The organism is Listeria immobilis (assembly GCF_014322765.1).
Taxonomy (GTDB): domain Bacteria; phylum Bacillota; class Bacilli; order Lactobacillales; family Listeriaceae; genus Listeria; species Listeria immobilis.
This window is the reverse complement of sequence record NZ_JAASTZ010000005.1, coordinates 1-21741: the sequence shown is the minus strand read 5'-3', so window position 1 is coordinate 21741 and position 21741 is coordinate 1. Positions and strand designations below refer to the sequence as shown.

The 21741-nt window shown below is 35.1% G+C and carries 18 protein-coding genes; 16 read left to right on the top strand and 2 right to left on the bottom strand.

Going from position 1 to position 21741, the window contains the following annotated elements; genetic code table 11:
• Window positions 1–59: 59 nt before the first annotated feature.
• The 10 genes from pepF to HCJ50_RS04480 all read left to right on the top strand — a co-directional run bounded on the left by pepF (window position 60) and on the right by HCJ50_RS04480 (window position 13598).
• The gene (gene pepF, locus HCJ50_RS04525) at window positions 60–1865 is read left to right on the top strand and encodes an oligoendopeptidase F (protein WP_185346732.1); all 1806 of its coding nucleotides are present in this window, start codon (window positions 60–62) and stop codon (window positions 1863–1865) included.
• Between the two features lie 271 nt (window positions 1866–2136).
• Entirely contained in the window at window positions 2137–2394 is a 258-nt protein-coding gene (locus tag HCJ50_RS04520; RefSeq protein ID WP_185346734.1) for a DUF3116 family protein, read from the top strand.
• A 201-nt stretch (window positions 2395–2595) separates the two neighbouring features.
• Window positions 2596–3222, top strand: a complete 627-nt coding sequence (gene isdC, locus HCJ50_RS04515) for a heme uptake protein IsdC (protein ID WP_185346736.1) — start codon at window positions 2596–2598, stop codon at window positions 3220–3222.
• A 13-nt stretch (window positions 3223–3235) separates the two neighbouring features.
• The gene (locus HCJ50_RS04510) at window positions 3236–4945 is read left to right on the top strand and encodes an NEAT domain-containing protein (RefSeq protein WP_185346738.1); all 1710 of its coding nucleotides are present in this window, start codon (window positions 3236–3238) and stop codon (window positions 4943–4945) included.
• 80 nt (window positions 4946–5025) lie between these two features.
• Window positions 5026–5895: a heme ABC transporter substrate-binding protein IsdE gene (isdE, locus tag HCJ50_RS04505; RefSeq protein WP_185346745.1), complete on the top strand. Its 870-nt coding sequence runs from the start codon at window positions 5026–5028 to the stop codon at window positions 5893–5895.
• Window positions 5885–6874, top strand: a complete 990-nt coding sequence (locus HCJ50_RS04500) for a FecCD family ABC transporter permease (RefSeq protein WP_185346747.1) — start codon at window positions 5885–5887, stop codon at window positions 6872–6874. The genes isdE and HCJ50_RS04500 overlap by 11 nt, the downstream gene beginning before the upstream one ends.
• Window positions 6855–7634 (top strand): ABC transporter ATP-binding protein, encoded by a 780-nt coding sequence (locus tag HCJ50_RS04495; RefSeq protein ID WP_185346748.1) that lies wholly within the window; start codon window positions 6855–6857, stop codon window positions 7632–7634. The genes HCJ50_RS04500 and HCJ50_RS04495 overlap by 20 nt, the downstream gene beginning before the upstream one ends.
• Window positions 7635–7639: 5 nt before the next feature.
• Complete coding sequence (gene srtB / locus HCJ50_RS04490) at window positions 7640–8380, top strand: class B sortase (RefSeq protein ID WP_185381063.1); 741 nt, start codon at window positions 7640–7642, stop codon at window positions 8378–8380.
• Window positions 8381–8444: 64 nt separating this feature from the next.
• Window positions 8445–8921: a siphovirus Gp157 family protein gene (locus HCJ50_RS04485; RefSeq protein ID WP_185349423.1), complete on the top strand. Its 477-nt coding sequence runs from the start codon at window positions 8445–8447 to the stop codon at window positions 8919–8921.
• Window positions 8922–9314: 393 nt separating this feature from the next.
• Entirely contained in the window at window positions 9315–13598 is a 4284-nt protein-coding gene (locus HCJ50_RS04480) for a SpaA isopeptide-forming pilin-related protein (protein WP_185349425.1), read from the top strand.
• A gap of 42 nt (window positions 13599–13640) precedes the next feature.
• Here the strand turns inward: HCJ50_RS04480 and HCJ50_RS04475 are convergent, their stop codons facing one another.
• Together HCJ50_RS04475 and HCJ50_RS04470 are read right to left on the bottom strand one after the other, a co-directional pair.
• Window positions 13641–13988: a DUF4870 domain-containing protein gene (locus HCJ50_RS04475; RefSeq protein ID WP_185349426.1), complete on the bottom strand. Its 348-nt coding sequence runs from the start codon at window positions 13986–13988 to the stop codon at window positions 13641–13643.
• A 105-nt stretch (window positions 13989–14093) separates the two neighbouring features.
• Window positions 14094–14657: a TetR/AcrR family transcriptional regulator gene (locus HCJ50_RS04470; protein WP_185349428.1), complete on the bottom strand. Its 564-nt coding sequence runs from the start codon at window positions 14655–14657 to the stop codon at window positions 14094–14096.
• Window positions 14658–14840: 183 nt separating this feature from the next.
• On the opposite strand from HCJ50_RS04470, the gene HCJ50_RS04465 reads away from it, so the two are divergent.
• From HCJ50_RS04465 to HCJ50_RS04440, 6 genes are all read left to right on the top strand, one after another.
• Window positions 14841–15602 (top strand): SDR family oxidoreductase, encoded by a 762-nt coding sequence (locus tag HCJ50_RS04465; protein WP_185349430.1) that lies wholly within the window; start codon window positions 14841–14843, stop codon window positions 15600–15602.
• A gap of 310 nt (window positions 15603–15912) precedes the next feature.
• Window positions 15913–17283: a sigma-54 interaction domain-containing protein gene (locus HCJ50_RS04460; RefSeq protein ID WP_185349432.1), complete on the top strand. Its 1371-nt coding sequence runs from the start codon at window positions 15913–15915 to the stop codon at window positions 17281–17283.
• A gap of 224 nt (window positions 17284–17507) precedes the next feature.
• The gene (locus tag HCJ50_RS04455) at window positions 17508–19091 is read left to right on the top strand and encodes an acyl CoA:acetate/3-ketoacid CoA transferase (RefSeq protein ID WP_185349434.1); all 1584 of its coding nucleotides are present in this window, start codon (window positions 17508–17510) and stop codon (window positions 19089–19091) included.
• Complete coding sequence (locus HCJ50_RS04450; protein ID WP_185349435.1) at window positions 19088–20311, top strand: L-lactate MFS transporter; 1224 nt, start codon at window positions 19088–19090, stop codon at window positions 20309–20311. Before HCJ50_RS04455 ends, HCJ50_RS04450 begins: the two co-directional genes overlap by 4 nt.
• A gap of 21 nt (window positions 20312–20332) precedes the next feature.
• Window positions 20333–21262, top strand: a complete 930-nt coding sequence (locus HCJ50_RS04445) for a DUF561 domain-containing protein (protein ID WP_185349437.1) — start codon at window positions 20333–20335, stop codon at window positions 21260–21262.
• 84 nt (window positions 21263–21346) lie between these two features.
• Window positions 21347–21741, top strand: a 395-nt coding sequence (locus tag HCJ50_RS04440) for a helix-turn-helix domain-containing protein (protein WP_185344557.1), incomplete at its 3' end; no start/stop codon positions are given.

The following is a 21741-nucleotide window of genomic DNA, read 5'->3' as shown; positions in this document are numbered from 1 at the left end:
TTTTTTAGTTATTTTAGCTCATAATAAAATCAAAATGACTATGGTTGGGAGTTTTAATAATGAGTAAAACAAATGCATTACCATTAAGAGAAGAAGTACCGAAAAAATTGACATGGGATTTAACCACAATTTATGCAAGTGATGAAGCTTGGGAAGAAGCTTTTGTGGAATGTCAACAAGTAGCAGAAGAGAGTACTAAATATAAAGGGAGGCTAGCAAAAAGTAGCCAAACACTTTTTGAAGCGCTACAATTTCGTGATAAGGCATATGATTTAATTAGTAATTTATATGTATACGCGCATTTAAAAATGGATCAAGATACAGCTAATGCAAAGTACCAAGGATTATATAGTCGAGCAGGGAGTTTAGTTACAAAACTGATGTCTGCTTTATCGTATTATGATCCAGAAATTTTAGCTATGGATGAAAATATTTTAAAACAGTTCATGGAAGAAAATAAAGATTTACAATTATATGCACATCTTTTAGAAGAGCTGAATTTAAGTCGACCTTATATTTTAAGTGAGAAAGAAGAAGCGCTACTTGCCAATGCGGGTGAAGTGCTTGGAAGTTCATCAAATACATTTAATACACTAAATAATGCTGATTTGAAATTCCCGATTATTCGAGATGAAGATGGAGAAGAAATAGAAATTACGCACGGGCGGTTTGGCAAGTTACTTGAAAGTAATGATCCACGTGTTCGCAGAGAGGCTTTTTTAGGGGTATATTCTGTTTATGAAGGTTTGAAAAATACACTTGCTTCCACACTAAATGGTCAAGTGAAGAAATCTAATTTTTATGCTTCTACTCGTGGTTATCATTCAGCACGAGAAGCAGCACTTTCCGGTAATCATATTCCAGAAACAGTATATGATTCCTTGCTTAAATCTGTAAATGAAAATGCTAATTTGCTTCATCGTTATGTGAAACTTCGTAAAGAGTTATTAGGATTAGAAGAATTGCACATGTATGATCTTTATACACCACTTTCCGATGATGTTAATTTGGAATTCACTTATGAAGAAGCAAAGGAACTTGTATTAGAGGCGTTGAAACCACTAGGTGAAGAGTATCAAACTATTTTGAAAGAAGCTTTTGATAGTCGGTGGATTGATGTTGTGGAAAACAAAGGTAAACGTAGTGGTGCCTATTCTTCGGGTTCATATAGTACAAATCCTTATATTTTATTGAATTGGCAGGATAATATTAATAATGTATATACTCTGGCGCATGAGCTTGGTCATAGTGTGCATAGTTACTATACTAGAAAAAATCAACCGTTTGTTTATGGTGATTATTCGATTTTCTTAGCAGAAGTGGCTTCAACAACTAATGAAAATCTTTTAACAGATTACTTGTTGAAAAAATATGAGGATCCAAAAGTGCGTGCTTATTTATTGAATCATTATTTAGATGGATTTAAAGGAACTGTTTTCCGTCAGACACAGTTTGCTGAATTTGAGCATGCAATTCATCAAGCGGATCAAAATGGTGTGGCATTAACTGCAGACTATTTAACAGAAACTTACTTTGATATTAATAAAAAATATTATGGTGAGGCCATGGTTTATGATAATGAAATTGGTTATGAATGGTCGCGAATTCCGCATTTCTATATGAATTATTATGTTTTCCAATATGCAACAGGATTTTCGGCAGCTTCAGCGCTTAGTGCAAAAATTTTAACAGAAGGCCAAACTGCTGTAACGGCATATATTGACTTTTTGAAAGCGGGAAGTTCAGATTTCCCTATCGATGTACTTAAAAAAGCTGGCGTCGATATGGCTACTCCTGATCCAGTAGATGATGCATTAAAAGTGTTTGCTCAACGACTTGATGAGTTAGAAAAACTTGTTAAGTAAGTATAGCTTCTTAAAAAGGTATAAAAGTTTAACTTAAACTTTTATACCCTTTTAATTTGATTAGGAGCTTCGAAATATAAAAATAACTATGTGAACTATTGAATTAAAGTGATTTATATGGTATATTATAACCGTGAAATAAATCACAAACAAATACCCCCTTTATTTGATTGTGTGAATTTCTCCTTTTGATTGCGCTGTAAGAAGCCGTGGCATTGTGCTACGGCTTTTTACGTTATCAACGTGAATTCACAAAAAAGGCAGGGTTAAAATGATAATAGAGGATAAAAAGTTATTAAAAGAAGTGCTTCTTTTTGCGAAAAATGTAGATACAAAGATTAATGATATGTCGCTAGAGGTTATTGATTTTGGAGAACTTCGGAAATATACAAAAAATGAGGTGTTACTTACACTTTATTGGTTAGAGGAAAATGGTTATTTGGCGCGAAATAATAGGATTACAGAGAAACGCTATTCTTTAACGCTAAAAGGGGAACTATTGTTTGAACAATTTTCTAATGAAGAATAAATAAAATGAAACCATGGATATGTAAGTTAAATCCATGGTTTTTTTGTGCTTTCTTAAAAAGGAAATGAAAATACAGTTGACAATGATAATCATTATCAATTAAACTGGTAATTAGCAAATGAAGTTACACACTTATACTTCACAAATTTTGTGGAGGATTTTTATAACGAATATTTTTTATTAAAGAAGGGAGATAAAAGTATGAAGAAGATAGTAATTTTGGTTGCGTTTGTTTTTTTGTTTAGTTTTTCTTTTCTTTCTAGTGGGAATACGGCTCAGGCAGCACTAAAGGATGGGGACTATTCGATTAATTATACGGTGCTTCAAGGTGATAGTGATTCTGTATCAATGGCAAATGACTATTTTGATAAACCAGCAACTATAACGGTAAATGGAGGGAAGTCTACCGTTAACTTGCAAATAAATCATAGCAAATGGATTACAGGATTATGGGTAGAAGGTAGTTCGGTTAGCGAAATTTCAAAAAGTACTGCCGATGATACTAGAAAAGTGCAATTTCCAGTATCGAGTTTAAGTAGTCCTGTGAATGCAAAAATTAAAGTAGACATTGATGATGATGGTCTTAATTATCATCATGAGTATCAAATTCAATTACGCTTTGACGAAAGTTCAGCAAAATCACTTGCAACTGCAGTAAAGTCATCAGATAACGATAAAACAACTGAAGTACCATCAAGTAGTGAAACAAAAACAGAAGTAGCAAACCCAAAATCTAGTGATTCTAGTCAAATGTACTTATATGGAATTATTTTTGTTGCAGCAGGAATTGGTTTAGTTCTACTTAAAAGGAAAGCTAGTTTTAAATAAAAGGGGGATTACTATGAAGAAACTATGGAAAAAAGGTTTAGGATCACTACTAACGTTGATGCTTATTTTTCAAATGATACCTGGCTTTTCAGTTGATGCAGCTGACTCAAGACTGAAAGATGGCGGAGAATACCAGGTTCAAGTGAATTTTTATAAAGATAATACTGGAAGGACAACAAAAGAATCTTCTGAAGCGGATAAATATATTAATCATACAGCAACAATTAAAGTGGAAAATGGTCAACCTTATATGTACTTAACGATTACTAATAGTACTTTTTGGCAAACAATGGCGGTTTCAAAAGATGGGACTCGTCCAGCAAAACCTGCCCAAGCGGAAGTATATCAGGATAGTTATCAAGATGTACAAACAGTTAGTTCGAATACAACCGATAATACACGTGTGGAGAAATTTAAGCTAAGTTCTCTTGATGAGATTATTTTTGCCTATATGCATATTAAAGTAGATGCAATTAATTATGATCACTGGTACCAAGTGGATTTGACCATTAATCCAAGTAGTTTGAAAGTTATTTCAGAGCCAACTACAGCAACACCAGGGACACTTTCAGATGGGAATTATACGATTCCTTTTGTAGCTAAAAAAGCAAAGGATGATGCTAATTCAAGTATGCAAAATTATTTTGAGAATCCTGCTTGGTTGAAAGTGAAAAATGGTAAGAAAACAATAGCGATGACTATTAATGACAATAAGACAGTGACTGCTCTAAAAACACAATTAGCTGGCTCTTTACAAGATGTAAAAGTAATTTCAGAGGATAGAGCAGCAAATACAAGAATCATTGAATTCGAAGTAGAGTATTTAAATCAACCACTTGCAGCACATGTTAATTACGAGGCCCCTTTTAATGGTTCTGTTTATAAAGGACAAGCTGATTTCCGTTATGTTTTTGATACAACAAAGGCTGTCGCTGCTAGTTCTTATCCTGGAGTAGATGTGACACCTCCTATAGTAGAAGAAGAAAAACCAAAGCCACCTGTAACAAAACCAGATCCAAAGCCAACAAATCCACCAGTGACATCTCCAACATTACCAAATAAGCCTGTAAAAGTGGATCCGAAAAAATTAGTAAATAATCATATGTATTCAATCGATTTTGATGTATTTAAAGATGGAACGACGGAAACTTCTATGATGGAAAGTTATATAATGAAACCGGCTGTGATAAAAGTGGAAAATAACCAGCCATATGTTTACCTAACTTTAACTAATAGTAGTTGGATTAAAACGTTCCAGTATAAGCAAAATGGTGTTTGGCAAGATATGGAAGTAGTTTCTGGGAATATAAATAAGAATACTAGAACTGTAAAATATCCTGTTAAAGATGGAGCAGCAAGTACGGATGTGAAAACCCATGTTTTAATTGAAGATATGCCAGGGTTTGCTTATGACCATGAGTATATTGTTCAAGTAAAACTTAATGAAGCGACCATTAAAGATACGACAGGAACAAATGTGACTTTGAAAGAACCTGTGAAAAATGAGCTATTAAATACAGAAAATGTGACTAATAATGCTAGCCCTAAACTAGCTAAACCAGATTTTAATGATACGAAAAACATTCAAAAATCTGTTACTAAAGATAAAACAGAGAAAAACGCTAAAACAAGTGATAGCTCTAGTATGACATGGTATATTACTTTATTTGTAGTTTCCTTCCTTTATTTAGCTTATCGCTTAAAACGTAAAAGAATAAGTTAATAAGACTGGTAATAGCGAGTTAGGTGGAGGAGGAGATTCTTTGCTTAGCTCGCTTTATTTTATAACTGGGGGAAATAAACGTGAAAAAGATGATGGTTATATGTGTGCTGCTGCTTTTATTAGTAGGGTGTGGTAAAGAGGAGACTGCTAAAAAACAACTTTCAAAAACAGAAAAATCACCAAAAATTATTGCGACTACAGTAGCGATTACTGAAATTATGAATAAACTAGACTTACCGCTCGTCGGGGTTCCCACCAGTGCGAAAAAGTTACCTGAGCGATATGCGCAAGTGGAGGAAATTGGGTCACCAATGGGGCCTGATTTAGAGGTTATTCGAATGTTGAAGCCGGATATTGTTCTTTCTACAAAAACATTAGAAGCTGATTTAAAAGCAGGTTTTGCTGGAGCGAATTTGCAAGCTGATTTTTTAGACTTTACGAGCATTGATTCGATGAAAATGGAGATTAATAAACTTGGTAAACAATTTGACCGAGAAAAGGAAGCCTTAAAGTTAAATGAAGATTTAAGCGCTAAAATAAATCAGGTGAAAACAAGTGTTTCTAAAAAGGAACAACCATCTGTTTTAATTTTAATGGGTGTACCAGGAAGTTATTTAGTTGTGACGGAACATGCGTATATTGGCGATTTAGTCAAAATTGCTGGTGGGAAAAATATTATAACTAATCAAAAAGTGGAGTATTTAGCATCTAATACGGAATATTTACAAAATGCTAGTCCGGATATTATATTACGTGCAGCTCATGGAATGCCAACAGAGGTTGTAAAAATGTTTGATGAGGAATTTAAAACTAATGATATTTGGAAACATTTTGATGCAGTAAAAAATGACCGTGTTTATGATTTAGATGAAAATTTATTTGGGATGACTGCTAGTTTGAATGCACCAGCTGCACTTCAAGAAATGGAAAAGATGCTATATGACAATTAAACAAAAAAGTTATTTTGGAATAGTGACTGTACTATTAATTGTGACGTTACTTTGGGCCATTCAAGCTGGAAGTTTATCTATGACTCTTCCAGTGTTTGTAAAAGGAATATTTACTGGTGGGAATGAGGCGATAGATGTAATTATTGATTTGCGATTTCCGCGAATTATTATCGCCTTACTTGCAGGAGCTGCTTTATCAGTTTCAGGGTTGTTGCTTCAAGCTGTGATGCGTAATCCGCTTGCTGATGCGGGAGTAATTGGAATTTCTGCAGGAGCAAAATTTTTTAGCTTTGTAGTTATTTTATTTTTACCGGAATTATATTTTTGGCTACCACTTTTTTCTTTTATTGGTGGAGCGTTTGCTTGTTTTTTAGTATTTCTATTTAGTTATCGTTCTGATTTTAATCCGCTTCGGTTTATTATTATTGGGATTGCGATTAATGCAGTATTTACAGGCTTGAGTGATGCACTTTCTTCGCAGGTGGCACTTATTTCTAGTAATTCCACTAGTAGTGCAGCAAGTTTGGCAATGAAAAAATGGTCAGATGTAGAAACATTATTTATTTATGTGGGAGTTGGCCTTATTTGCGCATGGGTGCTTGCTAAATGGTGCAATGTTTTAGGACTTGAAAATAAGATGGCTCGAGGATTTGGCGTATCAGTAAATCGGACGAGAATCTTCCTTGCGCTTATTGCTGTTTTACTTGCTTCGATTACAACTGCAGTCGTGGGTGTTATTGCATTTGTTGGTTTACTCGTGCCACATATTGCTAGAAAGCTAGTTGGTGGGAATTATCAAATATTAGTTCCGTTTTCGATTTTATTCGGAGCGCTATTACTTTTGGTAGCTGATACAATGGGTAGAACATTATTTGAACAAATGGAAATTCCTGCTTCAGTAATTATGCTTATCATTGGTGGACCATTCTTAATCTTTTTAATGAGAAAGGGTGATTTTTATGGAAGTAAAGGGCGTTAGTTTTGGCTATAACTCTGCAGAACCTATTTTAAAAGATGTCTCATTTACTATCCAGAAAAATAAAATTAACACAATTGTTGGTCCAAATGGTAGCGGGAAATCGACCTTGTTAGAAATTCTCGCACGTCTACTTTCACCAGATGTGGGAGAAGTTTTATTAGAAGGAAAATCAATTTTTCAATGGAAAGCTAAAGACTTTGCGCAAAATGTTGCCATTGTACATCAAAATAATATTTTGCCAAGTGAAATAACAGTAAGTGAACTGCTTTATTTTGGAAGGCTTCCCTATAAAAATTGGCGAATGACTAGAAATGAGCAAGATGATTTAGCTGTTCAATCTGCATTAATTCAGACAGAGTTAATTAATAAGGCGGATAAACTTGTAGATAGTCTTTCAGGAGGTGAACGGCAACGAGTTTTTATTGCTACTGCATTAGTTCAGGAAACGCCCATTTTGTTATTAGATGAACCAACGACATTTCTTGATATGTACTACCAACTTGAAATTTTGGAGTTAATTCAACGTTTAAATAAAGAGGCGGGTTTGACCATTGTGATGGTGTTACATGATTTAAATCAAGCGTTAACTTATAGCGACCAATTAATTGTTATGAAAGATGGTGAGGTTACTGCAAAGGGACAACCAACAGCACTTTTAACAACAGAATTAATTGCGGAAACTTATGGTGTTTATGCTACTATTTTAAACGATGTAGAAACTGGTAAGTATATTGTTCCGAAAAGGCGAAGGGAGTTTTAGTTTATATGAAAGCGAAATCGTTTTTAAGGAAAGGCATAACACTATTTGTTTTAGCGATTTTTCTATTTTCAGGATGGAAAATTGGTTTAGAAATATATGAAAATAAACATAATCGTACTATTTTAGATGATGCAAAGGCGGTTTATACTTCACCGTTTACAACTACAACTGTAAACGGTGAAGTAAGAGAAGAGCTTAAGTCATTGCAAAAACTTAATAAAGATATGACTGGCTGGCTTACTTTAGCAGGAACAGAAATAGATTATCCGATTTTACAAAGTACCAATAATGAATATTATTTACAGCATAATTATAAAAATGAACAAGCAAGAGCAGGAAGTATTTTTAAAGACTATCGAAATACCAATGAATTTTTAGATAAAAATACGATCATTTATGGTCATAATATGAAAGATGGCTCGATGTTTGCTGATTTAAGAAAATACTTGGATAAAGAATTTTTAGCGAAACATCCAACTTTTTCTTATGAATCTGCACTGCAAAATTATCAAGTAGAAATTTTTGCAGTATATGAAACGACAACGGATTTTTATTATATCGAAACAGAATTTCCAAACAAACTTGATTTTGATCAATATTTGCAAAAAATAAAACAACAATCGCTCTATCAATTGAATGTGGAAGTAACGGAAAACGACCGAATTATTACGCTTTCTACTTGTGATACTGCGAAAGATTATGAAAAAGGGCGAATGGTTATTCAAGGGAAATTAATAGCAAAATGAGAAAGTGCCACAGCCTAACACGCTTTTTTTGGTGCTTTTTCTTCTTTTAGAAAGGAAGGATATTATGAAATTATATGAGCTAGCAGAGAATTATATACGTGTGCAAGAACTTTTAGAAGAAAATAAAACCAAGGCGCTTGAGGATACACTTGATGCGATTACTGATGGTTTTCATGATAAAGCAGAAAATATTGCTAAAATAATTAAGGAATTGATGGCAGATGCTGAAATAGTCGGCATAGAAAGCAAACGATTACTAAAACGAAAACAAGCCTTGGAAAATAATGCTGTAAAGCTAAAAAATTATTTGCAAACAGAAATGGAACGATTAGAAATAAGAAAATTGAAAAGTTCGCTCTTTACAATCCAAATTCAAAAAAATCCAGCAAGTGTAGAGGTCACTAATAAAACTTTATTAGAACCATACTTTTTACTTCAAGAGCCAAAAATTGATAAAAAACGGATAGCCGAATTATTAAAAGCTGGAAATGAAGTTGATGGTGCTGTATTAATCGAAAGTGAATCCCTTCGAATACGTTAAAAATGGATGATATTTCATTCTAAAAGTCAATTTCGTCCACTAAATTGTCAAAAACAGCCTTATTTTGAGTAATTTACCTCCTTGGAGACAAAAAATGTTTATTTTAAACATATTTATTCAAACTAATATTTCATGCTTTTAACAATAATAATAATGAAGTGTTTATTAGTTTGATGACTGGTATACAGCCATTTTTATATATTTTAAAATGAATGGATCAAGTAAATCACCTGTTTAAATAGCTTATTTCCCCATATTAAAAACGCTTTTTGTTCACTGAAATGTCACAAACGACCGGTTTTTTGGTTCTTAAAGAACATTTTTGGCGATTGTCGCTTGATATAATTCAGTATGTTATATGAGGAAAAGTTTGTATTTAAGGAGGAAAGCACTGTGAAAAAAATTACTCAATGGAAAAAAATACTTATCGCAACAGTTATTGGATTACTTGTGTTTCAAAATGTTTCACCTGTTCTAGCAACGATGACAGAAGATGACGCAGCCCAAGCAAGTGTGGAAATAACTAAAGAAGATAAAGATACGAATGAAAAAGTGAATGGTTCAACTTTCGAAATTAAAAATAAAGCTACGGGAGAAACCAAAACACTTTCTATACAGACAAACGGGGTCGGTACAGAAGAATCACTTTCAGCTGGGGATTATGTTGTGAAAGAAAAAACAGCAGCGCCAGGTTATACGTTAGATGAAAAGGAGTATAACGTAACCCTAACTGATAAAGAAGAAGTAGTAACATCTATTTCTGCCAAAGAAACAACAGCAACAAAAGAAGAACAAACGATTGCACCAGAGAAGAAAGCAGTTGCAAACAATAATTTAAAAGCAGCGATAACAGATAATATTTTTGAAGAAGTAACTCTAAAAGATGGAAATGGAGCTGAAATTAAAACTTCTGATCGAATACAAAATGGTAGTGGTGTTGTTTTAGACATGCATTTTGGATTTACCGGGAAAAATTATAAAGCGGGGGATACATATACTACTGTATTACCAGATTCCTTTAACTTTGGGAGTAAAAATCTAAGTGGAGACTTTTTACCATCGACAGAAGCGGAGTGGACATTGGATGTAACTACACGTGAATTAACGATTACCTTTTTAAAAGATGGTATTCAAGAAGGGAAATATGATATTAGCATTAGTACTGCTTTTAAAGTATTTACGGCATCAGAAGAAACTGTACAAGATGTTGTCTTTAAAACAGCAGGAAAAGATACTGTTTACCAAATTGAGGTAGTTCCTGTAGTTACGTATCCAACAACGGTTAGTCTGAATGCAAGTCCGGGAGTAGTTAACCCAACTAAAATAAGCGTTGATGCAAAATTTAATTTAACTAAAGAAGTAGACGCAAAAGGTGAGTTAAAACTAACAGATTTCTCATCTGGCGGAACAACGACAATCAATCAAACTAGCATAAAAGTGTATTCTAGTGATGTTAGTGCTGGTGGAACGTTTATTGGAACGAAAAAGCAACTAACAGAAGGTACCGATTATACATTAACTTATGCATCAACCGGATTAACTATCACTCTAAATGGTGGGCTTGCCGGTAAAGGGTATCAAGTAACTTATGATCGCACAATTAACCAACCAAATACGTCACTATCTTATGTTTCCACACAAGCGCAAACTATTGGAGATTCTGGTGTTCTCTCTACTCGTTCTGCCTATGTATACTTAACAATGACCAACTATAAGCACATAGAGAAAAGAGCAACGTACAACGGTTCTACTCAAAGTATTGACTGGACAATCAATTTTAACTACGACCAAGATGAAATCTCTCCTTCCACAGTACTTACAGATGTTTTAGCAGATAACGATGTGGAATATGTGGCTGATTCACTTAAAATAAAAAAAGTGACATTTAACACAAGCACGGGGGCACCTATTATAGGGACGGCTGATGCGTCATCAGATTGGACAACATCAGCAATTTCGGCAAATGGTAACTTTAATTTAACCTATAAAAACACAAATACAAATGCGTATCAAATTACCTATTCTACTAAAATAAAAGACTTTAGTGATCGTAAAATTAAAAATGAAATAACAGACGAAAATGGTGTATCTGCGGATGCTACTATTGCTATTCAACCTGATTTACTGAAAAAAGAAGCGGGAAGTATTGATTACTTTAATAATACGATGTCATGGAAAATTACCGCTAATGCAGATAGAATCACTATGTCTAATCTAAATATTACAGATGAATTTTCGACAGGTGTAAAAAGCTTAGCAAGTTATAATGTATTTGCCTATACAGATAATACTGACCGTGTACTACTAACTGAAGGTGTAGATTATACAATTAATAAAGACACCACACCAAAAGGTTTTTATATTCAACTTATTGGAGATTATAAAGTAACTAATAAGAAAATTGTTGTGGACATCGTAACAAATATAGATTTAAATGATGTAACTAAAACTATCGATAATAAGGCATCTGTTTCTTACTATGATGGAGGTATTATCAAGTATGTAGATGAAGTTAGTGCATCCATAGTTCCGGACTCAAGTATCATGAAAAATGGTGGAAAATATGGGTCTTATAATTCAACAACCGGAAATATTGATTGGATTGTTTCTCTAAACACAATGTCAAAAGCATATGATAATTTGATTTTCGATGATGATATACCAACAGGATTATCTTATGTGGAAGGATCATTGCAATATCGTAATGTCGCTTCAACTTCGGAACTATTAAATTTAGCTATTCCTTTAAAGTCAACAGGAACGCTAGCTGTATCTGGAGACAAAAACTATCCAACTAAAGTAGAAACAACAAGTAAAAAACTGCATTTAGAGTTCGGTAATTTGGATACATCACGTGTGTTTGTTAAATATAGTACTAAACCAGATGATAATTGGTATTTCTATAAATATGTAACAAATACAGCAAAAGTTTCCGATAACGGTACAGATGAGAAAACTTACTCTTACCAAACCTATGCAAGTCATGTGTATAGCGCTATTTTAAAGTCTGGGAGTATTGATCCTGCTTTTGAAAATAAAGTTAACTGGACTGTAGAGCTTACAAATATTGATCCAAGTCGTCCGGTAGAAAACCCAACTATTATCGACACGCTAACAACTGGAGCTACAGGCGCACAAATTTTGAAAAGTAGTTTTAAAGTAGTAAATAGTACAACAGGTGACACTATTGATCCTAAATATTATGATATTACCTACACAGATGCTAATTTTACGATCCAATTTAAGGATTATAAAGCAACAGCGCCAATTAAAGTAACGTATAGCACAGTTAGTTTAATGTCAGGAATCATTACCAATCAGGCAACTGCTGCAGCAAATGATTATGGTTCGCTACCAGCCATGTATAAATCAGCAACTAAATCTGTTGCTCCTGCATTTACGATTGGTAGCGGTAGTGGAATAGCAACAGTTGGTTCACTAGAAGTTACAAAAGTAGACCAAGCGGATAACACGAAAAAATTAGCAGGTGCCAAATTCCAATTGTATACACTTGATGGTGAAACAGCGGGACAAGAAGGAACAACTAATTCAGAAGGAAAAATTTTGTTTGATGGACTTCAATCTGGAAAGTATAAATTAGTTGAAACGGAAGCGCCAGTTGGCTACATTATTAGTGATGAATATAAAAACGGAAAAGAAGTAACGGTTGGAGCAGATGGTTCAGTCGCAAGTTATGTAGTCGAAAATACTCAAACAACAGGAAGTGTCGTTTTAACGAAAGAAGATAGCGTTTCAGAAGCTAAATTAGCAGGAGCGGAATTTGAACTACAACAGGCGGATGGAACGAAAGTGAAAGACGGCCTAATTTCTGACGAAGATGGTAAAATCGAAGTAGCTGATCTTGCCCCTGGCGACTATCAATTTGTAGAAACAAAAGCGCCAACTGGCTACAAACTAGACGCTACACCAGTTACCTTCACAATTGAGTTTAATCAACAGGAAACAGTACAAGTAACGAAAACAAATACAATGACTACTGGTACGGTTATTTTAACTAAAACAGATAGTCAAACAAAAGCCCCACTTGCTGATGCAACATTTAAATTAGTAGCTGGAGACAATACAGTTCTAGAAAATCTAACAACTGATAAAGATGGTAAAATCGAAGTAGCAGATTTAGCTCCTGGAGATTACCAATTAATCGAGACAAAAGCACCAAAAGGCTATGAACTCGATACTGTTCCAGTCAATGTTTCTATCGCCTTTAATCAACAAGTTCCATTGCAAGTAACGAAAACAAATACGAAAAAAATGGTTAGTGGAACAATCACTGTGGAATTTATTGATACCAAAGGAAATAAATTGGCAGAACAAGAAATTCATACAGGTGTTATTGGAAAGAAATATCAAATAGAGGCAAAAGTAATTAAGAATTACAAACTTGTAAAAGATGCTGCCAATAAAATAGGTGCATACAAAGAAACACCGCAAAAAATCACGTTTGTTTATGATATTGAGAAACAACCAATCAAAGTAGACCCAGTTGATCCAGTAAACCCAGAAAAACCAATGAATAAACCTACTGCGAAAGTGGAAAAAACTGAGAATCTTCCTTCCACAGGAGATGAATTTCCTTATGAAATCATTTTCACTGGATTGGTTGTAAGTGTACTCGCATTATTCTTACTAAGAAGAACAAACAAAACGTATAGATAAAATGGAAAAGCTATCCTAAATTTTTTTAGGATAGCTTTTTTATTAGATCCAAACATCTTCTTCTGTTTTTGTTACCAATATCTGGATGCCGCGAACAATATTAAAAATAAATAAACCAAGTGTTGCGATTATTGTTATAAAGAATAAGCCAGCAGTAACCATCAAGGATAGATTGCTTAAAATGCCTATGTTAGTAAATGAAGTAATAAAAATACTAGAGAAACATATTACCGCTGCAATAGTTGGGATAATATGTGTTAATAAAGCAACTTTGGCATGGTGAGCTACTTCATCCGTTTTAGTAAAAATCCAAATTAATGCAGGGACAATAATGGGAGCAAAAAAGATACTAAAATAACTTAATGCATTTAAAATTCGATGATCATTCATAATTAACACACCTTTCTTTGATGTTTTTATTGTAACAAGTGGTAAGGTTTATAGCCCTCGATTCAAGTGACAAAGCTAAAAGAGAATATAACAATTATGTAAGAATCAAATAATTTGCTCTTTAGCATGGATGATGAGGAGTAGTTGTTCAGACATGTATTTAGGTGAATGCTTAAAACCTTCTTCTACCCAAAAAACAATCATTCCAAAAATTGCATGTGCTTGGTACGTTGCCAGGAGTAAAGGCTCGGCGTTAGTAGTAGTTATAAAACTGTTAGACTCATCTAAAACTAATTCGCGAATCACTTCGCAAATTTGATTTTGAAAATGATAGCTGATAGAAGAATTAATAACTTGCTTATAAAAAGCTTGATGATTATAAACATGATCAAAGATTTTTATCATTGATGGGGTAAGCGTTTGAATAGAGAAATGGTTGGTTTGCAAATAGGGATCACGATAAGCATTTTTTAAATCAGCTAAGACATCTTGAATAATATTATCCAGTAAATCCTCTTTTTCATGGTAATGTTTGTAAAAAGTACCTCTATTAACATCTGCTTCTTGAACAATATCTGTAATAGTAATTTGTTTAAAAGTCTTATGATTGAGAAGGGTGAGGAGAGCTTGGTTGAGTGCTTGTTTCGTTTTTTTTACGCGTCTATCCATACATTTTGAACCCCCAACGTAAGATTTTTTTCTATTACTATACATATAACGTAAAAGTGTTGTTTAATCAACAAAAGTGGCTTCTTTTACATATTGAAAGCGTTTAACTTCGGGATTATAATGAAAGCGAGAAGGATGCTAGTTTTCCTTTTTAGCGCAATAAAAATGAAGGAGGAAATAACAATGGGGAAATTGAATGGGAAAGTCGCAGTAGTAACAGGGGCAGCTTCAGGAATGGGGCAACAGATTGCACTCCTTTTTGCAAAAGAAGGTGCGAATGTGGTTGTTGCAGATTTAAACTTAGAAGCAGCTCAAAAAACAGTGGATTTAATTGAAAATGAGAAGAGTTCTGCGTTGGCGGTTGTAGCCAATGTAACAAGCGAAAAAGATGTACAAAATATGATTGATCAAGCTGTTGAGAAATATGGAACATTAGATATTTTGGTTAATAATGCTGGGATTATGGATAATTTTGTTCCAGCTGGAGAATTAACAGATGAACTTTGGGATAAAGTTTTTGCTATTAATACTACTGGTGTAATGCGTGCAACTCGTAAAGCATTACACATCTTTGAAGAGAAAGGGCAAGGGATTATCGTAAACATTGCATCAGCAGGAGGTCTATTTGGCTCACGAGCTGGTGCTGCATATACTGCTTCTAAACATGCTGTAGTTGGTTTTACAAAAAATGTAGGGTTCCAATATGCAAATAAAAATATTCGTTGTAATGCTATTGCACCAGGAGCAGTCAATACTAATATCGGAACTACTATCTATGCACCAGACCAATTCGGACAAGAGCGAGCAATGATTGGAATGGGGACAAATCCGCGTGCTGGTGATGCATCTGAAATTGCCAAAGTGGCTTTATTTTTAGCTTCCGATGATTCAAGTTTTGTGAATGGGACAGTTATTACTGCGGACGCTGGTTGGACTGCTTACTAAAAAGTAGAAATCCACACTAGAAATTATTTTCTAGTGTGGATTTTTTGATAAATGATATAACCTATTTTTGCAACGTCTATTTTAGAGGTTGCTTTTTTATGAAGTGCGTTATAAATAAACAAACTATAACAAAATTTGGCTGTTTTTAAATTAAAAGAGGTCTAATTGTGTCGATAGCTGTCATAAAACAGTGCTACTAACTAACTTTGTCGCAAAAAAACGAGTACATCAAATAAGCTAGCTATGTTATAATAGATTGTGTAATGATGAGCAAATAACTAGGAAACTAGTCCAAAAGGATGAGCTATTAATGTTTGACTTAATGGATAACTTGCTGGGAGTACAGTCATTTGGAGAATTAAATAGAGATATGCCAACAACGCTTTTTGTAACAGACGCAGATGGAAATATTTTAATTTCTAATAAGTTCACTGCGCTTACTGTTGGAATGTCATTGGAAGAATTACTTCGTTGCAATGTGAAAGACCTAGTACAAGACGGTGTATATAATGATTCCGTCACACTTGAAGCAATTCGCACGAAGCAAAAGAAAACCAAAGTAATTAATACTAACAAAGGCTTTAGCATCCGTTCTACCTCGACACCGATTCTCTACCCAGATGGGACGGTGCATTTAGTTGTAACAATGTCGGATGAAACACAACCAGATAGTTTTAAAACATGGCGCGGTGAAGCGCTCTCGGATAATAAAGAATCCCTTCTTTTGGAAGAATATAAAGAGCAAGAAGGAACAATTGTGGTAGCAGAAAGTGTTGCGATGAAACAAATTGTTCGTGTTTGCAATCAAATAGCCCCATTTGATAGTAAGATACTATTATATGGTGAATCTGGTACTGGTAAGGAAGTCTTGTCACGCTATATTCATGAGAAAAGCGAACAATCAGCTGGTCCGTTTATTTCTATTAACTGTGCAGCGATTCCGGAAGCATTATTTGAGTCTGAATTATTTGGTCACGAAAAAGGCTCATTTACAGGAGCGGATATTGAAAAACCCGGAATGCTTGAACTTGCAGATGGAGGTACGCTATTTTTAGATGAAATTTCAGAGATGCCATTAGAACTCCAAGCGAAAATGTTACGAGTTCTTGAAACCGGAGAAGTGAGAAGGCTCGGTTCTACCAAAGAAACTAAGCGCCATTTCCGTCTTATCTCAGCTACAAACCGTAATTTAGGTGAAATGGTAGAGAATGGAACTTTTCGGCGGGACTTATATTATCGGATTAATGTCGTACCTGTCCATATTCCAGCTCTTAGAGAACGACCACAAGATATTATTGGATTAGCACGACAGTTTATTCTAAAATTCAATCAAAAATATCAAAAAGACTTTCAATTAAGTGGTGATAAAACAAAAGAGCTATTATCTTACGAATGGCCGGGAAATGTCCGAGAACTTAGGAATCAAATTGAACGATTAGTCGTTATGTCTGGTGCAAAAGAAGTTGAAATAGAGTCAATGGACGATTTTGCTCTGGATTTATATTTTAAAGAGCAAACGAAGAACGAATCGCTATCCTTAAAAGATTATTTGCAAGATGTTGAAAAGCACTTTATTATGCGAGTATTGGAAGAAAGTGATGGAAATGTCACAAAAGCAGCTAATGTATTAGGCATTCACCGTTCTGTATTATATCGGAAACTAAAATTTCTTGATCAATAGGAAAGTTTCATCTGTAAAAGGATGGGACTTTTTTTGTTGTTATTTAACGACGTTTCATTTTATATCAACTGAAATATTGTCGTTTTTTTGCGACGACGGGATAAAGGGATAAATTAAAATGCTGTTAACTAGCCATTTATCATTTTGGCATGAAAGTTGCTTTATAAGAAAATGTGATTCATTACAAATTTATGTGAACAATTGAACAAGAAGGAGTGAAGAATTTGTCAAAAGTAATAAAAGCAAGTGAAGCAGCAAAATTAATAAAAGATGGGGATACAGTAGCATTAAGCGGTTTCGGTTTATCTTGTGTCAATGAAGAAATGGCTATTGCAGTCGAAAAACGCTTTTTAGAAGAAGGGGCACCGCGCAATTTAACCGTAATGCATGCAAGTGCCTTAGGAGATCGCCGGGAAAAAGGCATGAGCCACTGGGGTCATGAAGGATTGATTAAACGCTGGATTGGTGGTATTGCGCTTGCTTCTCCAAAAATGGCAAAATTAATTGAGGAAGACAAATGTGAAGCTTACAATTTACCTCAAGGGGTTATCACGCAGCTTTATCGTGAAATCGCAGCAAAACGACCAGGTGTTATTACAAAAATCGGAATGGGGACATTTGTGGATCCGCGCATTGAAGGAGCGAAAATGTCAGCAAGTTCCAAAGATGATTTAGTTGAGGTACTTACTATTCACGGAGAAGAATGGTTATACTATCCAAGTTTCCCTATTCAAGTTGCGCTTATTCGTGGAACAGTTGCAGACGAATTTGGTAATTTAACATTGGAAAAAGAAGGGTTACATATGGAAGTGTTACCAATTGCTCAGGCAGTTCGAAACTCTGGCGGAATTGTAATCGCACAAGTGGAATCAGTTGCTAAAAAAGGTTCCTTAAATCCAAAAGATGTTCGTGTACCAGGTATTTTAGTAGATCATGTGATTATTTCCAAACCAGAAAATCATTTCCAAACTGAAAATACACAATATAATCCAGCTTTTTCTGGTCATATTCAAGTGCCACTTGGAGATATTGCACCACTGGAACTGGATGATCGTAAAGTAATTGCTAGACGTTCTGCGGCAGAACTTGAACCGCAAACTATTCTTAATTTAGGCGTAGGGATTCCAGTAAATGTATCTACAGTAGCAGCTGAAGAAGGTGTTAGTGATCAATTGATATTAACTACTGAAGCAGGATCTGTTGGAGGAGTTCCAGCTGGACTAGCAGATTTTGGACATGCATACAATAGTGAAGCAATAGTCGATCATCACTCCCAATTTGATTTCTATGATGGTGGAGGGCTTGATTTATCAGTGCTTGGTTTAGCTCAAACGGATGAATCTGGTAATGTTAATGTAAGTAAATTTGGAACGAGAGTAGCTGGCTGTGGTGGTTTTATTAATATTTCCCAATCAGCGAAGAAACTAATTTTTGCTGGGACATTTACAGCTGGAGGACTAAAAACTCGTGTGAGTGACGGGAAATTAGAGATTTTACAAGAAGGTAAGGCTAAAAAGTTTATTAAACAAGTTCAGCAAATCACATTTAGTGGAGAATATGCTTCAACGACAGGTCAAACAATTTTGTATGTAACAGAAAGAGCTGTATTCCGCTTAGAAAATGGCAAAATGGTTCTAATTGAAATTGCGCCAGGTATTGACTTAGAAAAAGATGTTCTTGGACAAATGGAGTTTGAACCGATTATTGCAACGGACTTAAAAATAATGGATAGTGGTATTTTTAACGAAAAATGGGGCGGTTTAAAAACAATCATTGAAAAACAAACAGGAAAGGGAGTAAAAGTATGACAAAAGAAATAAATCGTTGGGGAGTTTTAATTGGTTCTGTTGGGGTGCTTTTATGTACAGGCGCTGTATATGCTTTTAGTGTATTTGCAGGTCCGCTTAGTGCAGCTCATGGATGGACGATACCACAAGTGATGATGGCATTTACGATTAATGCAGCAATTGGTCCGATACCTACTATATTAGGTGGTATTTTAACAGATAAAGGAAAAGCAAAATGGGCTATTTTGATAGGTGGAATATTATTTGGATTAGGTTTTGCTTTAACTGGTTTTGCAACTTCTACCACGATGCTTTATTTATCTTATGGTGTACTAGCAGGATTGGGACAAGGATTTGCATATTCTGGATGTCTTAGTAATACCATTCGTCTTTTCCCGGATAAACGTGGTCTTGCTTCTGGACTTATTACTGCCGGCATGGGCGGGGCAACTATTATCGCAGCGCCAATTGCTAACCATTTAATTGAAACATATAATGTAATGACAGCATTCAAAATTATGGGGGCAGTTTATATCGCTGTAGTTATTGTTTGTAGTTTTCTAATTCGAGTTGCTCCAGCTGGCTATGCGCCAAAAGGTTGGACTCCACCAGCAGGAAACTCAGCTGGAATGGTAAATGTTCCTTGGACTGGAATGATTCGTACAGTTACTTTTTACTTAATTTTGTTAATGCTCGGTATCGGCGCCTTCTCAGGATTAATGATAGCTTCTAATGCTTCTTTAATTGGTCAAAATATGTTTGGATTAACAGCGGCATCAGCAGCAGCGTACGTAAGTATTTATTCATTAAGCAATTGTTTAGGACGTGTTGTTTGGGGTGCTGTTTCGGACCGCTTAGGAAGATCTAATACGTTAATGATTATTTATACAGTAATTGCATTATCGTTATTAGCACTTGCTACACTTCAATCAGTTGCAGGTTTCGTAATTGGAATTATTGGTCTTGGCTTATGCTTTGGTGGAACAATGGGTGTCTTCCCATCCATCGTTATGGAAAACTATGGTCCAAAAAATCAAGGTGTCAATTACGGAATTGTCTTTATTGGTTATTCTACGGCTGCTTTCTTTGCACCAAAAATGGCTGCGCAAATTGCTGGTCAAAATGGTGGCGACTTTACGCAAGCATTTTATATTGCAATTGCACTCGCAGCAGTAGGACTATTCATTAATATTGTTTATAAATTACGTGAGAAAAAACAACCTGCTAAAGAATTAGCGTAAAAATAGAGAGGAGAAAAGAAAATGAATTTAACAACAATGCTAGAAATTAAATATCCAATTTTACAAGGGGCAATGGCTCAAATTGCTACTTATGAATTAGCTTCAGCTGTATCAAATGCGGGAGGTCTAGGAATTATCGCATCTGGTGGTATGTCTGCTGATGCGTTACGGGAACAAATTCGATTATGTAAAGAAAAAACATCAAAGCCATTTGCAGTAAATATTATGCTAATGATGCCTAATTGCCCAGAACTTGTTGATGTAATTATTGAGGAAGGTGTTCGTGTTGTTACAACGGGTGCCGGCACGCCAAAACCTTTTATGCCGAAACTAAAAGCAGCGGGTATTAAAGTAATTGCTGTAATTCCATCAGTAAAAATCGCAAAAAAAATGGAAGAAATTGGTGTAGATGCAGTCGTAGCAGAAGGCACGGAAGCAGGCGGACATGTTGGTGAAACGACAACAATGGCACTGGTTCGTCAAGTGGTGGAAGCAGTGAATATTCCTGTTATTGCAGCAGGCGGAATTGCTGATGGGCACGGAATGGCAGCCGTTTATGCGCTAGGTGCAAGTGGTGTGCAAATTGGTACACTTTTCCTTGTTGCAGAAGAATGCCCGGTACCAGCAAGCTTTAAACAAGCAGTTCTTGACGCGAGTGATACGGATACAACCGTGACAGGTCGACGCAATGGTGCTCCAGTTAGAAGTATTAAAAACCCAATGATTAAAAAATATGTGGAGCTAGAAAATGAAAATGCTTCTAGAGATAAATTAGAGGAACTCACACTTGGTTCCCTTAGAAAAGCAGTTCACGAAGGCGATGTAGAAAATGGTTCTGTGATGGCCGGTCAAATTTGTGGAATGTTAACAGAGATTCGCTCAACAAAAGATATTATTGAAAGCTTGATGGAAGAATCTAAAAAAGTAGCAAGTAATTTAGTTATTCAATAAAATAAAAGCCAGAAAATCAGTTAAACATGTGTAGTGCGCCCCCAAAGTTAGACCAAAAAATCTAACTTTGGAGGCGTATTTTAATTGGCTAAATATGATGATGGATTCAAGAGAAAAGTAGTGGAAGCTTACCAAAATGGCGAAGGTGGTTATGGCACACTCGCTCAGCGCTTTGGAATGCCAGATTTTTCTATGGTTAGAAAATGGGTGAAGATTGTAGAGAAACGGGGGTTTGAAGCATTACAAAGGCGAAGAACGAAACAACATTACACTTCCCAATTCAAGCAAAATGTCATACACTATTACTTAAATAGCGGTGACTCTTACCTGGATGTTGCCTTGCAGTATGGTTTGCCTTCAGGGGATTTACTTCAAAGTTGGCACCAAAAATTTCTGCGAGAAGGCATCGAAGGTCTTTCACCAAAACAGAAAGGACGACCTTCGATGTCCAAGAAAAAGAAACAAATTCAGCCCAAGAA